The 15,164-nt window shown below is 42.8% G+C and carries 14 protein-coding genes, 1 tRNA gene and 1 pseudogene; 8 read left to right on the top strand and 8 right to left on the bottom strand.

What is annotated here, in order from left to right:
- The coding region (locus MICAI_RS15790) for an NACHT domain-containing protein (RefSeq protein ID WP_157221761.1) at window positions 1-2,733 on the bottom strand (2,733 nt) is incomplete at its 3' end.
- Between the two features lie 165 nt (window positions 2,734-2,898).
- Here MICAI_RS15790 and MICAI_RS15785 point away from each other — a divergent pair.
- On the top strand, window positions 2,899-3,627 hold the full coding sequence (locus MICAI_RS15785; RefSeq protein ID WP_008203923.1) for a TauD/TfdA family dioxygenase: 729 nt from the start codon (window positions 2,899-2,901) through the stop codon (window positions 3,625-3,627).
- A 36-nt stretch (window positions 3,628-3,663) separates the two neighbouring features.
- Here the strand turns inward: MICAI_RS15785 and MICAI_RS15780 are convergent.
- The 3 genes from MICAI_RS15780 to petE all read right to left on the bottom strand — a co-directional run bounded on the left by MICAI_RS15780 (window position 3,664) and on the right by petE (window position 6,382).
- Window positions 3,664-3,737 (bottom strand) — tRNA-Met (locus MICAI_RS15780).
- An 83-nt stretch (window positions 3,738-3,820) separates the two neighbouring features.
- On the bottom strand, window positions 3,821-5,548 hold the full coding sequence (locus tag MICAI_RS15775; RefSeq protein ID WP_008203921.1) for a succinate dehydrogenase/fumarate reductase flavoprotein subunit: 1,728 nt from the start codon (window positions 5,546-5,548) through the stop codon (window positions 3,821-3,823).
- 456 nt (window positions 5,549-6,004) lie between these two features.
- The gene (gene petE, locus MICAI_RS15765) at window positions 6,005-6,382 is read right to left on the bottom strand and encodes a plastocyanin (protein WP_008203920.1); all 378 of its coding nucleotides are present in this window, start codon (window positions 6,380-6,382) and stop codon (window positions 6,005-6,007) included.
- A 192-nt stretch (window positions 6,383-6,574) separates the two neighbouring features.
- On the opposite strand from petE, the gene petJ reads away from it, so the two are divergent.
- The 4 genes and pseudogenes from petJ (at window position 6,575) to MICAI_RS25955 (ending at window position 9,264) form a co-directional block, all read left to right on the top strand.
- Window positions 6,575-6,895, top strand: a complete 321-nt coding sequence (gene petJ / locus MICAI_RS15760) for a cytochrome c6 PetJ (RefSeq protein WP_002732729.1) — start codon at window positions 6,575-6,577, stop codon at window positions 6,893-6,895.
- Window positions 6,896-7,011: 116 nt separating this feature from the next.
- Window positions 7,012-8,691: a DUF3352 domain-containing protein gene (locus MICAI_RS15755; RefSeq protein WP_008203917.1), complete on the top strand. Its 1,680-nt coding sequence runs from the start codon at window positions 7,012-7,014 to the stop codon at window positions 8,689-8,691.
- Between the two features lie 259 nt (window positions 8,692-8,950).
- Window positions 8,951-9,128: pseudogene (locus tag MICAI_RS27670) on the top strand (transposase family protein); the annotation flags it as partial.
- Window positions 9,124-9,264 carry a hypothetical protein gene (locus tag MICAI_RS25955; protein WP_232306217.1) on the top strand — a complete coding sequence of 47 codons (141 nt, stop codon included), beginning with the start codon at window positions 9,124-9,126 and terminating at the stop codon, window positions 9,262-9,264. The pseudogene MICAI_RS27670 and the gene MICAI_RS25955, both read left to right, overlap by 5 nt.
- A gap of 288 nt (window positions 9,265-9,552) precedes the next feature.
- On the opposite strand, the gene MICAI_RS15745 is transcribed toward MICAI_RS25955, so the two are convergent.
- The 3 genes from MICAI_RS15745 to MICAI_RS15735 all read right to left on the bottom strand — a co-directional run bounded on the left by MICAI_RS15745 (window position 9,553) and on the right by MICAI_RS15735 (window position 12,060).
- Window positions 9,553-10,269, bottom strand: a complete 717-nt coding sequence (locus MICAI_RS15745; protein ID WP_008203912.1) for a nucleotidyltransferase family protein — start codon at window positions 10,267-10,269, stop codon at window positions 9,553-9,555.
- Between the two features lie 92 nt (window positions 10,270-10,361).
- A complete protein-coding gene (locus MICAI_RS15740) occupies window positions 10,362-11,387 on the bottom strand; it encodes a GHMP family kinase ATP-binding protein (protein WP_008203903.1) in 1,026 nt (341 codons plus the stop codon).
- A gap of 37 nt (window positions 11,388-11,424) precedes the next feature.
- Complete coding sequence (locus MICAI_RS15735) at window positions 11,425-12,060, bottom strand: D-sedoheptulose-7-phosphate isomerase (RefSeq protein WP_008203902.1); 636 nt, start codon at window positions 12,058-12,060, stop codon at window positions 11,425-11,427.
- Window positions 12,061-12,620: 560 nt separating this feature from the next.
- Between MICAI_RS15735 and MICAI_RS15730 the strand changes: the two genes are divergently transcribed.
- The 3 genes from MICAI_RS15730 to MICAI_RS15720 all read left to right on the top strand — a co-directional run bounded on the left by MICAI_RS15730 (window position 12,621) and on the right by MICAI_RS15720 (window position 14,715).
- Window positions 12,621-13,280 (top strand): D-glycero-alpha-D-manno-heptose-1,7-bisphosphate 7-phosphatase, encoded by a 660-nt coding sequence (locus tag MICAI_RS15730; protein WP_008203901.1) that lies wholly within the window; start codon window positions 12,621-12,623, stop codon window positions 13,278-13,280.
- Window positions 13,277-13,495 carry a hypothetical protein gene (locus MICAI_RS15725; RefSeq protein WP_039900287.1) on the top strand — a complete coding sequence of 73 codons (219 nt, stop codon included), beginning with the start codon at window positions 13,277-13,279 and terminating at the stop codon, window positions 13,493-13,495. The genes MICAI_RS15730 and MICAI_RS15725 overlap by 4 nt, the downstream gene beginning before the upstream one ends.
- 101 nt (window positions 13,496-13,596) lie before the next feature.
- The gene (locus MICAI_RS15720; protein ID WP_008203900.1) at window positions 13,597-14,715 is read left to right on the top strand and encodes a glycosyltransferase family 4 protein; all 1,119 of its coding nucleotides are present in this window, start codon (window positions 13,597-13,599) and stop codon (window positions 14,713-14,715) included.
- 62 nt (window positions 14,716-14,777) lie between these two features.
- Here the strand turns inward: MICAI_RS15720 and MICAI_RS15715 are convergent.
- Window positions 14,778-15,164: hypothetical protein (locus MICAI_RS15715; protein ID WP_232306215.1), on the bottom strand; the 387-nt coding region annotated here is incomplete at its 5' end.

Genomic DNA, 15,164 nt, shown 5'->3' with positions numbered 1-15,164 from the left:
TGGGATTAAGTCTATTAATGCTAAGATTTTTGTTTGATTATCCTGTCCAATTCTGCCCAAACTCTCTACTGCTTCTCTACAGATATCTTTATCATCAGAAGAATGAATAGGGTTACTTAGGGCTAAAATTGCTGTTTGATTATCCTGTCTAATTCTGCCTAAACTCTTTACTGCTTCTCCACGAATAAATTCGCTCTTAGCAGAATGAATTAAGTCTATTAATGCTAAGATGGCTGTTTGATTGCCAGGGTCAATTTTCCCTAAACTCTCTGCTGTTTCCTTAAGAATAAATTCACCCTTAGCAGAACGGATTAAGTCTATTAATGCTAAGATAGCTGTTTTATTCCCCTTTCCAATTTTTCCTAAACTCTTTACTGCTTTCTCACGAATACATTCATCCTTAGAAGAACGGATTAAGTCTATTAAGCTTAAGATTGCTGTTTCACTGTCTCGTCCAATTCTTCCTAAACTCTCTACCACTAGCCCACGGATATATTCATTGTCAGAAGAATAAATAAGATCACTTAATGCTAAGATAACTGTTTCACTATCTCGTCCAATTTTTACTAAAATCGATATCGCTTGCCCAGTAGTGTATTTCCATTCATCGTTAGCAGAACGAACCAAGTCTATTAACGCAGCAATCGCTATTTTATTATGCTGTCCAATTTGTCCAATTTCTCCTAAAATCTCCACTACTTGTTGACGAGTATATTCATCGTCGGAAGAACGAATAAGATAACCTAAAGCTAAGATCGCTGTTTTATTTCCCTGTCCAATTCTTCCTAAACTCCATGCTGCTTCCCGACGAATAACGTCATTATCACAAGAACGGATTAAGTTATTTAAGGCTATGATCGCCTTTGCTCGGTCTGTTTTGCGTAAAATTACTCTAGCAGATTCTTGAATGGAAGCAAGGAAAGTTCTCCATTCTTGTGTTTCTAAATCCAAATAACCAAATCCCCATCTGATCATTTTATTGATAATTTCATCAGCTAAAGAACAGGTCTTAAATTCATTAATTCCTGTTGCTGCTAAATAATAAGCACGAAAAAAGTAAAAATTTTGACAACCATCCTTAAAATCAACTAAACCCTTAATAAAAGCCTCTTTCTCCTCATCCTTAACATCACCCCTACCCAACCATAACAAAATCACCTCTTTCCATTTCGCCTCAAAAATGCGATAAACCTTCCCCTTTACAGGACGATCTACATGATTTCGGGGTAAAAAGAAATCCCAATCTTCCACCCCACAAGCAGCAAAAAACTCCTGAAAGGTAGGATGAAAAAAGGCATAAACCGCCTCATCCGTTGCTTGATCCCGATCTACAATATTTAACCAGCCAAAATCTACCGCTAACTTAAATAAATCATTACCCATAATGGCTTTAGCTAATTTTCTAGGTATACGATAGCGAGATTCTCCCCCTAAACTCGCAATAGCTAATTTTCCTAATGCTTGATGTAACAATTCTTGTAACTCATCATTATCTGTTAAATCGCGGATCTCCCGTTTCCACTCATAAAAATAAGGCAAATAACGCTGATAAAACTGCGCCTTGGTTTCAGGTAATGCTCCCTCTCCTAACGACCAAATTTGACACAATAACACCAACCGTAACGGATTTTTAACTAACTCCCAAATCCTTTCTCTTCCCGTTTCCTGCAAACAAGCGATTAACTGTTCCCCTAACGCTATATTGCCCTTTTTCCCGAACCATTGCCTAATAAACTGATCTCGCTGAAAATCGGCAAAATCTAAGGTTTTATAGGTAACAAACGCCCGTAAGGGATTAATATTGGCATCCCAGACATTTACTCGACAAGACACCACCACCCGCGCCTTTTGTAAATAACTCGATCGCACTTCATTTTCAATCCATGTTAACGCTTCTACGGGAGAATCGGCGGAATACTCATCTAAACCATCTAAAATTAACCAAACCTGTCTTTTATCAAATAATTGACGAAAATCAGCCTTATCCGACTCCTTTACCTCTCCTACTGCTAACCCATTGCGTAACCACGTCTCCTCAAGATAACCGATCAGCGATCGCTCCTTAGATAATGCACCCAAAGAGACACAGATCGGTAAATCTTTCTGCTGATCACTGATAATTAGGGCTAAATTCTGCAATAAAGTGGTTTTTCCCGCCCCCGGCTCTCCAATAATGGCAATATTCTTATCACTCTCTCCCTGAGTTGTTCCTAAACCGATATAGTTCAAAAACTCCTCATGTTCAAAGCGTCGGGTGATTTCTTCCTTTTCTTCCACCTCATAGACTTGATTTCTCTCCATTTCTTGATTAAGGGGGCGACGTTGTTGTTTTTTACGCTCCACTAACCCCAAAGGAACGAATATCTCAAGCTCACAGGGTTCATCAGTTGCAAATCGCCGGAGGGGTTTATTAATTAAAGCTTGTTGACAAATTTCTGTCCAATTAATCTCCGTGTTGGATGATTCGTCACAATTCCACTCATCAGGATCAACAACATCAGTAATCTCTAATCCTAACGCTTGACAAATCGCCAACGCATTATCTCGATCAATAAGTTGTAGTCTTCGCATAAATCGCTCAACCGTTTTCTTATCCACTACCGCTTTTTCAGCAATATTGTCATAAGTTAACTTTTTCCCAAGCTCATTTCGTCCATCCGCTTTGGCTTGCTCAAGTCTTTGTATTCCTGTTGGCGTGGCTAAGATCCCCCGTTGTTTACGTTCTTTAGACATAACTCAACCCATTAATTACCAACCCCATTATCAATCTAACTGATTCGATTAGAAAAGGGACAGAAACAGGAACTTATTATCTGTCCTATTCTGATCTCGTCAATTATAAGCATTTTTCAGAAGATTGGGATGTTCTAAACATTCTAGTTTGTCGAGAGGCTTATTATGTCTTCAATTCTCACATTCTCACCCTTCACTCAATCCACAGCTACCCTAAAAAACCACCTCAAAAAAAACGGTTTTTTTGTCTTCGATAACCCTTGTGGCGATCGCTGGTTCCAATGTTTAGAGGATATTACCCAAGCAACCCCCGTTATCCAAACTAACGGAGAGATTATCTATCCTATCAAAGCAAATCCTGACGCTATGGGAAAAAGTGATGCACAATCCCCCGGAATTGGGCTTTTACCTCATACTGAATGGTCCTACAAAACTATCCCTCCTAAATACCTCTGTTTGCGCTGTAAAACTCCGGATCGTTGGGGTGGGGGTGCGACGACTTTAGTTAAGTTTGATGACTTAATGCGTCATTTTACCCTTGAGGAACAACATTTTATGGCGGCTCAACCTCAATATTTTATGTCCAAGGACGGCAAAGAAAGCTGTTTTGCACCAATCTGGCAACGAGATGCCGAAATCATCCGCTTTAGCTATAATGTGCTGGTTTATCGGGAATTTAGCCCCGATATTAATAAACCGATCGCTTCTGGTCTAGATTTCCGTTTAATGGCTTTATGTGGCAAATTTTTGGCACTGTTTGAAGCCTATCACGTTCCGCTCTATTTAAAAGCAGAACAGATCTTGATCATGGATAATTATACTTGTCTCCATTCTCGCCAATCTTACATTGATCCCAATCGCTGTCTTGAAAGGGTAATGTTCGATGTTCCCTAACGGGAAATCGGGGTTAACTACTGGCTTTATTAGTAATGGCGGGAAGCGGATTTGAACCACTGACCTTCGGGTTATGAGCCCGACGAGCTACCAGACTGCTCTATCCCGCGTTGCTTTATCTAGTATAGAACTAAATCTCGGTAAATGCCAAGGAGTTTGTAATATTCCTTTACATTTACCGTCCGACCAGAGGTTAATACTTACGTTCCACGGGGGTGAAATCCTGAATTACCACGGGCATATAGTCGATATCGATGCCGGAGGGGGAATAATAGGCGAGGGTATGCTGAAGGAAATTTTGGTCATCCCGTTGGGGAAAATCTTCGCGGGAGTGGGCCCCTCGGCTTTCTTGACGATTGAGGGCAGAGGTGAGGATAATTTCCCCCACCACCATGAGACTTTGTAATTCCCAGGCCTCGATTAGTTCCGTATTCCAGCAATCACCCCTATCATCGAGGTAAATCTGCTCGTATTTGCGCTTTAATTCGCCAATTTGTTTAATTCCCTCGCGCATGGTCGCTTCGGTGCGAAAAACGCCGCAATGTTGGGTCATACAGTCTTGGAATTGCTGACGTAGTTGACCGATGCGAATCGTGCCTTTTTTGGTCAATAAAGCGGTGATTTCCTCTTTAGCATCCTGAAGGTAAATATCGGGATTAAAGACGGGAAAAGCGCGTTTTTCGACGTATTTAGCGATCGATTTGCCGGTTCTTCTCCCATAGACCACACATTCTAACAGGGAATTACTGCCCAAACGATTGGCCCCGTGGACGGAGACACAGGAACATTCCCCGGCGGAGAAAAAGCCCTCGGTGAGGGTATCGGCACTTAAGCGAACGCGACCATCGGTATTAACGGGAATGCCGCCCATACAATAGTGAACTGTAGGACGGACGGGCATCGGTTCCTCTACCGCATCGACACCGACGAGACGGTGGGCCTCCTCCCAACAGAAGGGAATGCGACTCATAATTTTTTCCCGGCCTAAATGGCGTAAATCCAGATAGACAAAGGGACCCCCGGCGCTACCGTCCAGATTTACCCCCCGGCCGGCGCGAATTTCTAGGGTAATGGCCCGGGAAGTGATGTCCCGGGGTGCCAATTCCATGCGCGAGGGGGCGTAGTCTTCCATAAAACGACGACCTTCGCTATTGATTAAATAAGCCCCTTCACCCCGGACCGCTTCTGAGATTAAAACACCGACGGGATAGAGTCCCGTGGGGTGAAATTGGACAAATTCCATGTCTTCTAGGGGAATACCCGCTTTGGCCGATAAAGCTAAACCGTCCCCCGTACAGGCGAAATCGTTGGAGGTGGTGTTATAAACGCGACCATAGCCCCCAGTACCGAACATAATTGCTTTTGCCCGGAGGATTTCTAACTGTCCGGTGGCGATTTGGTACATTACTACCCCTTTAGCCGTACCTTCTTCGAGGATAAGGCGCAAAACGTACCATTCATCGTAGATTTTTACCTGATTACGGCCTAAATTGCTGACTAATTCGTGCAGCATGGCGTGACCGGTTTTATCGGCGGCGTAACAGGCACGGTTATGGCTGTGACCGCCAAAGGCTCTTTGGGCAATGCGTCCATCTTCGAGACGGGAGAATAACACGCCTAGATGTTCCAATTCGATGATAACTTCGGGGGCTTCTTGGGTGAGGATATCCACCGCATCCTGGTCAGCCAGAAAATCGGAACCTTTGACGGTATCGTAGGCGTGGGCCTTGGGATTATCTTTGGGGTCAACGTTTTGCAGGGCGGCGGCGATACCTCCCTGGGCGGCGACGGAGTGGGAACGAATTGGGTGGGTTTTGGCAACGACAGCAACATCGATAGTCGGGTTGAGGCGTTTGATTTCTAAGGCGGCGCGGCATCCTGCTAACCCACCGCCCACTATAACGACATCGTGTTCTTTCATGGCTGATTTTTCTACGGGCTTCTGTTTCTATGGTGGGGGCAGAATTGCTCAGAAGTCAGTTTTTGTAACCGAGACTTTATATTTCAGGAGACAGCCCTTTCAGTTATCAGTTATCAGTTATCAGTTATCAGATGCGAGTTTTCAGTTCACTGATTACTGTTTACTGATTACTGAACTTGGTATGGTTCGCTCGGGGGGCATAAATCGACTAAATCCTTATCTGGCAAAAAACTTAATTGATGAGTTCGTTCTAGTTCAAAAACAATTGACAAAAATCGCCAAATGTCTTTCTCTATAAGAGTTTCATTCCTTATAACCCTGTCCGTTGCATAAGACAAACTGAAGAACCTCACTGATTACTGATTACTGTTTACTGATAACTGAAAAGTCTTCATAATTCCCAAAAAAGAACCCGCGGCAGTTAACCGCGAGTTATTTTTGCTTAAAATCGGATAATTACTGAACGGTAATCGTTCCGACCATGCCGGCGCCGCGATGGGGTTCGCAGTAGTAGGTGTAAGTACCCGGTTCGCTGAAAGTGCTTTCAAAGGACTCACCGGCGGAAAAAGCCAGACCTTTATGGGATAATTTAGCAGCCTGGGCTTCGGGAACCTTGGTGCTATCGAAAACTATGTTATGGGGAGAAAGTTTGTTATTGACCCATTTCACCGTATCTCCTGCTTTAATAGTGAGGGTGGGGGGATCAAATTGTAGTGTACCTGCATCACCGCCCATCTTCACCGTGAAGGTTTCGGCGGAAGCGGCGGCAGTATTGAAGAAGAAGCTAGAGAGGACTAGCGCCACGGTAGCGAACAATAAACCTAATTTTTTCATGCTTGTTAATCCTTTACACGAGGGAAGATGACAAGTTTGACAGCCTGTCTTTTGACAAAAAAGTAAAAGTTTGCTTTTAACTGTCCCATTGATTAATTCTACACGAAGTTTGACAGCTTGTCTTTTGACAAGAAAACCGGTTTTTTCTGACCATGGTTGGGGAATTTCTTAAGAAATAGAGGAGAACCAATCGTGAAAAGATTATTAATTTCCCTGTGCTTGCTCTTGGCTGTGGTTACATTCGGTATGGCTCGTCCCGCTTTAGCTGATGGGGCTTCGATTTTCAGTGCTAACTGCGCTTCCTGCCACATGGGCGGTAAAAACGTGGTTAATGCCGCTAAAACCCTGAAAAAAGAAGATTTAGTTAAATACGGCAAAGATTCCGTTGAAGCTATCGTTACCCAAGTTACCAAAGGTATGGGGGCGATGCCCGCTTTCGGTGGTCGTCTCAGCGCTGAAGATATCGAAGCTGTAGCTAACTATGTCCTCGCTCAAGCGGAAAAAGGCTGGTAAAAATTAGTTATCGGTGGCGAGTTATCCGTTGTCAGTCTGGTAAGAATTGTAGCGATCGAAATTCTTGGGTCAATTGCTGGCTTAAAATAGCTAATGGTTCATCTCGGGACAAGGTTGTGAAATTGCGATCGTTTTTCTATATTTTAGGTGCGACGGTAATCATTCTCCTAGGAGTCGCTACAGCCAGTTTTGCTTGGATTCTCGCCGATAGTCCTCTGTCTTTGCTCAAAGGTGGGGTAATGCGGGAACCGGCGGCGGCGATTTTTGTGCCGAAACAGGCCCCGGTTATGGTATCCTTGCTAGTCAATCCCGAACGTTTGGAGTCTTTTGGTCAATTAATCGCTACACCGGCTAATCGACGACGTTCCCACCAAGAAATTAAGGATTTAGAAAAAAGTCTGCTCGGCAAAACGGGATTAAATTATCAAAAGGAAATCAAACCCTGGTTAGGGGAAGAAATTACTCTCGCTGTTACTTCCCTAGATTTCGATCGCGATACCGATAATGGTATCCAACCGGGTTATCTTTTGGCAATTCAAAGTAAAGATGGCGAACGCGCTAAGGAATTTCTGCAAGCTTCCTACTCAAAACAGGCGGTTTCGGGCAAATTTGACCTTGTTTTTGAACTCTACAAGGGAGTTAACCTCATTTATCAACGTCCCTTGACCGCAGGAGATAATAATCGTTTTCTCGCTAGTGCCGTCGTCGGTGATACGGTGCTTTTTGCCAATAATATCAAGGTTTTGCGCGAGGCCCTTAATAACGTGCAAGTACCGGATTTAAACCTAAAAAATAGCCCCGATTACCGAGAAGCTCTCAAAAATATCACCGAACCGCGTATAGCTATAGTTTACGGCAATTTACCCCCGTTATCGGCTTGGATCGCTAATCAACCCGTCCCGGAGAGTCCCGAAGCGAAACAACGATTAGCCACGGCTTTTACCCTCAAATCTGGGGGAATAGTCGCTCAAACCGCCTTAATTGGAGTCTTAGGACAGGATGACCAAGCACCAATTTTATCTAGTCCCGTGGGAGCATTATCTTTTATCGGCGAAAATAGCCTTTTAGTCGCCGCTAGTCGGGATTTAAATCGTTTTTGGACTCAGGTAGAGGAGGGGTTAGAAGCAGATAGTCCCCTACAGGAATTAATAACACAGGTCTTAAACCGCTTCCAGTCGCCTTTAGGTTTAAATTTCCCTGAAGACGTTTTTAGCTGGGTTAGAGGCGAATATAGCCTCGCTCTCGTGCCTAGTTCAAAGGGGATGGAACCCGATAGTGTTTTTGTAGGGGAACGGGTGATGGGGGTAGAGGTGGACAGTGCGATCTCTCATTTGGATGAGTTGGCCCGCAGTCGCGGCTATAATGTGGTTAATCTGCCTTTACTCGATCGAACGGTGACAGCTTGGACAAAGTTAACCACGGCGGTCCCGGGGGGAAAAGCGCAACTAGAGACGCTCGTGACGGGAGTGCATACTAGGGTCGATAATTATGAAATTATCGCTAGTTCTGTGGAAGCGATGGGTTTAGCTTTATCTGCACAGAAAAACCCCATTTTAAGTAGTGGTAAGTTTCGACAGGCAATTACTGCTTTACCCGCAGAAAATGATGGTTATTTTTACGTCGATTGGCGACAATTGCAACCGGTAATCGAGGCAAAATTCCCGATCGTGCGGGTGTTAGAATTATCGATTAAGCCTTTATTTAATAATCTGCGTTCTCTTACTATTAGCAGCCAAGGTAGTGAAAATTCTGTGCGTCGGGGAACGATTTTCTTTAACTTGGGAGTGAAGTCTTAATCAGTTATCAGTCATCCAGGGTAAGCTCATCTTATTTGGTATAAATTGTACTTGACAAAGATTTCTAAATAGGGTAGCGAACTCGCTGTAGCACCGTCCCGCGCTGCCAGTACCCAGACTTAGCCGCTGCTACCTCTGTATAATTTATCATTAGCCTTAGTCTCATTGTTGTTCATAAAAATTAACGAGGAAATAGCTCATGGGTAAAGGTTTTGCCCCCGTTCTCCCCACCGGAAATAAAGCTCAACTAAAACCTGAGCTGCCTTTAACATCAGTCAATGAAATTCAAGCTAGTTTATTGACTTATCTTCAAGATATTCCTGACCCGAGAGTGTCCCGAACCCAAAAACATTGCTATTTTAGCAGTTATAGCGGGAGCCGAAGGTTGGGAAGACATCAAAAATTGTGGCCTCAGTAAGCAGCCTTGGTTAAATGAAAAGCCCAAGAATTCTTTTTCCTTCCGATGCTTTACTGGTCAAGCGATTTCCCCAGTATGGTTATTTCTGGAATCTTGTCTTCGAGGAGCTATACAATAGCATTAAGACCAAAATCAAAAGTCTCTGGAAAGCATGACTAATTATCGTGCGATACTTTACTAATCTCTTTTTATTTTCCATGAGTTATCAACACCCTTTATCCACTTCCTAGTTGGCCAAATTCCAGAAAAGCTGCTGAAGGAAAATTAAGTGGTCTCCCCAGTGGAAGAATTTATGCAGTCTTATAAGTAAGTGGTTTTAATTAAATACAACCACTTACTAGGCTCAATTGAAGTTGGCTGTATAAGCTATATGCTGTCAGGGGTTCCTCTTTAACTAATCTCTGCTTCATTATGTCTTAACAAAAAGTCCCTTAATCGCCAGGTTAAACCTGATTGGGGAAATTGAAAATTTCAGGCAATTCAATCTGACTTTTTTCGTAATCTTGGGGGATGCCTATGTCAATAAAATATTCGTCAGAGATAAACCCATACATAGGAATTTTCTCGCTATAAACTTTGAGAAAGTCGTCCTCAAAAGAAAATTTTGATGGCAGATCAAAGCCAGACAATATTTTTTTCCATACACAATACATACCGCCATTAATATAGCCTTTATCTTGATATTTTTTGGATTCAAACCCGATAATTTTTTGGTCATCGTCTAGGAGAACATTATTATAACGATCAAACTCAGTTAGTGGCTTCATAGCAACAGTTATCAGGGATTTTTTTTGATTATGTAAATTAATTAAGGCGGATAAATTGACATTAAATAAGGTATCTCCGTTGACAATTAATGCTTGTTCGGTTTCAATTTTATTGAGTGCCAACTGGAGCGCTCCTCCAGTTCCCAAGGGGGTATCTTCTATCAGATAAGTTAGCTCGTATTCCTTGTATTTATAACCAAAATGATCGATAATTTTCTGATGTTCATAGCCCACAGAAACTAAAAATTTATTGGTAATTTTTTGAAAGATTAGGTAATCTAATAGATATTCTAAAAAAGGTCTGTCGGCAACGGGAGCCATAGGTTTTGGTAAACTGTTGATCACCGATCGCAACCTAGTTCCTAACCCACCCGCCAGAATAATTACATCCATAGATACACCTCAAAAATCTGAATTATTGCCAATCTTTTGAAAACTATTTTTAGGCTTATAGGGATAATCCTCCCCCGTCGATCCTTTGCTTGCTATAATGTCCATGCTTGGGTTCCGTATTTGGTAAAGTGAAAATTAATCACTTGGCCTCCTTCTGATTTCAAAGCTTTAGTTACTTCGATTTTCTTGGTAGGATCGACCATAAAGATAATGAAACCACCGCCACCGGCTCCCGATATTTTGCCTGAATAGGCCCCGGTTTCCCTCGCTACCCGATAAATGCGATCAATCTGCGGATTACTAATTAATTTGGATAATTTCTTTTTCGCTTCCCAAGAAGTTCTCAGAATTTCTGCTATCCCCATAAAATCTGATTTAAGCAGTGCTTCTTTAAAGAGAATTGCTTCTTTTTTGAGTTGATGGGTAGCGGCGATCGCCTGCTCATTTTTTTCTTGGACATTCTGAATTTGATCCTCAATTACTTGAGATGAGTAGCGAGAAATGCCTGTATAGTAGAGGATCAGAGAGACTTCTAATTCATTGATCACCCAATTTTTAATTCTCAAAGGATTAACTATGACTCGATCTTGTTCATAAAATTCCATAAAATTAAAACCGCCAAAAGTAGCAGCGTACTGATCCTGCTTGCCCCCTAACCAGCCTAGATCAATTCGTTCGATCTCGTAGGCTAAATGGGCGATATCGTACTCGCCTAGGGGCAATTTTAACAGTTCCACAAAGGCTTTAACTATGGCCACGGCTAGGGTAGAAGAAGAACCCAATCCCGAACCAGCTGGCGCATCGGAAAAAGTGGTGATGTGCAGCGGCAAGGGTTGCCCTTGATTAAAGTCTTTAATCAAACGATTATAGACCGCTTTATGCAGATCGAGAACGCCGTTATAAGGTAGAGGAAACTGGAGGGTTTCTATTTGTTGTTCTCCTCGATCAGCGGCCACAAAAATGACTTGTTTGTCAGTAATTTCCGTGACTGTACAGTAGGCATAGAGATCGATAGTAGCGTTGAGAACGTAACCCCCATAAAGACTACAGTAAGGTTCCACATCGGTGCCGCCACCACCTAAACCTAATCTTAAAGGAGCTTTGGTTCTGATGATCATAGGTAGGCTGTTTAGGTTGATTTTTTGCTAGGAGATTTTAGTCAGGAAATATCGCTTCTTCGATCGCTAAACAAATAGTATGAAGAACAAAACCATGACCTTCTTGAATGCGCGGGGTACTGGTACTAGGAATCATCAAACAATAATCGGTTTTTTGCTCTAGAGCTAATCCCTTCGCCCCAGTTAAACCGATGCTAGTGAGACCTTTTACTTGACAAACTTTGAGAGCTTGATGGATATTGGCGGAATTTCCCGAAGTGGAAATACCGATAAACACATCGCCAGGGTTTCCTTCCGCTTCTATCTGGCGGCTAAAAATATATTCGTAACCATAATCGTTAGCAATCGCTGTTAAACTGGCGATATCGCTATTGAGGACGCGAACTGGTAAAGACTCTCTTTCTTTCAGAAATCGGCCGTGCAGCTCACCGCCAAAATGGATAGCATCGGCTGCACTGCCTCCATTACCTGCGACCAATACTTTGTGGTTGTTGCGATAAGCATGGATACATACTTGGCAAATCTCTTGGATTTTCTCTAGATATTTTGTCTCGGTTAGTAGTTTTTTCTTCAGGTTATAAGCTTCTTCCAATTCAGTCTTGATTAAAAGTGACAGAGAGGGATCGCTCTGGAAACTATCCAATTTTTTGTTTGATTTTTCCGCCATTCGCATAGGTTTGATTTTTCCAATTTTTATTAGTTGAATAAATTTAACTCTCAATTATCCTGTCATTATATTGAATAGTATCAAAAGACCAGAATCGCTCTCCATTAATTGGGGAGAAAACCCTTAGAATGGTGGAATCGATCACGGGAACCGAGTCAAAAGAGTGATCTTTTGCCAGTTATTCTGGGAATATACCACAAACGCCCCAACCTTAGCACAATTTGTTTTGTTTGTAAATAAATTTTTGATGTATTCTGGCCCAGACGAGCGATTTCTGAGCGGGGGATTCAACCCTTGCCAGTCTTGGCCTTGTGTTTGGCTGGAGAAAAATGTTAACAATTCATGACAATACCGCCGATATAATCAAAAGCCCAAAGGCCTGAAGGCGTATAATATGGCGTGATTACTATACTCTGACACCTAGATAGTGAGGAGAAGCAATTTAGTCGAGAAAACTAGCACAAATCGCTACAATCCCTCGAATTTTGTCTGTGCATCAGTTCAAGCTCTCGTCTCTGACAGAAGAACTGAGAATTCTAGTCCCCGACTCGAAAAAGTCCAACATAATGAATCCTTTCCCCGCAATTTCTGTCAATGACGGCCACCAAAAATACCCGTCTCCGCCACCTCCAGGCAATTCTGACCAAAAAAGCGAAGATAGAGCAAAAAAGAACAAAGCCTTATTTCTCGATCGAGATGGGGTAGTTATCGACTATATCCCCTACCTGAGTAAACCAGAACAGGTGAGCATTCCCGCCGGGGCAGCGGCTGCCTTAAAACAGTGGCAGGATGCCGGCTATCTGCTGATCATCATTACCAATCAATCGGGGATTGCTAGGGGCTATTTCACTTGGGATGATCTAGCGGCGATTCACGGGCGCATGATCGAGGAATACCGACAATTGGGCGTGCATTTTCACGATCTTGCCATCTGTCCGCACCATCCCGACGAAGGTTGTCTCTGCCGCAAACCCTCCCCCTATCTGCTGCTGACAGCCGCCCACCAATATGGAATCGACTTAGCCGGCTCGTTGTTTATCGGCGATGCGCCCAGTGATCTAGAATGCGCCCTAGAAGCCGGTTGTCAGCCGGTATTGCTCTTAACAGGACGAGGAAAAGTCACCCTTGGGGAGATCGAGAAATACCCAGTTCAGATTCCCGTGTATGGCCAACTAAAGGAAACGGTAGAATTATTGTCAAAAACCGATTCCGAACCCGAATTATGAGAATATTAGTCCTTTCTTACCATAATTTTCTCTACCGGCCTAGTCGCGGGGCAACCGAAGGGAGAACTTTTAACCTGATCAAATGTCTTGATCAAAACCAGGATGTCACCCTGTTCCCTCGTCGGCTGGAGAATGTCAGCGAAACTGAGAGCGAAGAATTAAAAACCTTTACCGATCATCTTGTCTTATTTCCGTCCTGGGGAATTCCCGATTAAGGCAAGGGACTGACAAAACTAATCGGTCAAACAGGACGCTTTCTGGGGGGAACTTTTTGAGAGTTTTACCGCCATAAAAATTGATTTTTTGGAGCCTAATCATGAAAGTTTTAATAGTAGGAAATTACGTCAACGATCGGCAGATCAGTATCAATCGTTTTGTCGGTTTAGTCGAGAAAGGACTCAGACAAAAAGGACACGAAATTCGGCGAGTGCAAGCACAGCCTATTTTCGGTCAACTGAAATCCTCTCCCCAGGGACTCGGCAAGTGGTTAGGGTATATTGATAAGTTAATTATTTTCCCAGTGCAGTTACGTCAGCAGGTTGATTGGGCCGATATCGTCTGCATTTGTGATCAAGCTTTATCCTATTTAACTCCCTATCTAAAAGATCGCAAATATTTTGTCATCTGTCACGATCTGCTGGCTACTCGTTCCGCCCTAGGAGAAATTCCTGAAAATCCCACCAGTTGGACGGGTAAACAGTATCAGGCGATGATTTTGCGAGGATTAAAACAGGCTAAATATGTTGTCTGTTCTTCCGAAGCTACTCGTGCCGATGTTCTCCGTTTAACCAAAATTACCCCCGAACAAACGGAAGTGATCGAGGATTGCTTGAGTGAGGGCTACGGTCCGATGACAAGGGAAGCGGCGGTAAATCTAGTGGCTAAATTTAACATTAATAGTGATTGTCCCTGGCTAATTCATGTCGGGGGCGACCAATGGTATAAAAATCGATTGGGATTGCTGAAAATATTCAAGAAGTTAATCACTTTCGCCGGTCTGGAAAATTGCCGACTGATCCTGATGGGAAAACCTTTGTTGCCGGATGTGCGAAAATTTGTTAATCAGAATAATTTGTCCCCACAAATAATCGAACTAGGAACCGTCTCCGATGAGGATATCCGCGCTTTTTATTGCCTAGCAACTGCTTTAATTTTTCCCTCCTTTCAGGAAGGATTCGGTGTTCCCGTTATTGAAGCTCAATCCTGTGGTTGTCCGGTCTTTACCTCCAATCGTCTGCCCATGACTGTTATCGCTGACGATGCAGCTGTTTACTTCGATCCCACCGAACACGAGGCCGCCGCTACTATTATTGCAGAAAATCTTCTCGCTCCCGATCGCCTGGAAGATTTGAGGCAAAAAGGTTTTATCAATGCCACTCGCTTTAGTTACGAAAGAATGATCCAATCCTACGACCGATTATTGCCAAAATTGTAGTCTAGAGCTTTTTGGCGACTTAAGAATAAACTTTATTAGCTTTAGCTGTTAAACAGACTTTATCAATCATCTGAGTTTTTCCAATCAATGAGATGACCTGATTGTAAATCCATCTCAGCTGCTTTTAATTTTTCTATGATCTTGGGAATTTCTCTAATTTCTTGGGTTGCTTGCTCACTCTCTTTATCTGATAAATAAGCAGCAAATTCTAGAATAGTCTTTAAATTTTCTAATGATAAGGTTTGGAGATATTGTTGAATTTTTTGCTGCATTAAATCAATCTGTGCTAATGTTTCAGAATCTAAAAAATCTTCTGAGGTCGAGAGATTTACTTGAAGGTCAGTAATAGTCATAGTCTGATAAATTGCTACTTTTAAGTTAAGTAGCTGGTTATAATTAAATTTAAAATGTATTTTAGGTTCGACCCCCCTGCGCCCCTTAATAAGGGG

The sequence above is a fragment of the Microcystis sp. T1-4 genome (assembly GCF_000297435.1).
Classification (GTDB): Bacteria; Cyanobacteriota; Cyanobacteriia; order Cyanobacteriales; family Microcystaceae; genus Microcystis.
Note: the sequence above shows the minus strand (reverse complement) of the source record. Positions and strands in the feature narration are given on the sequence as shown.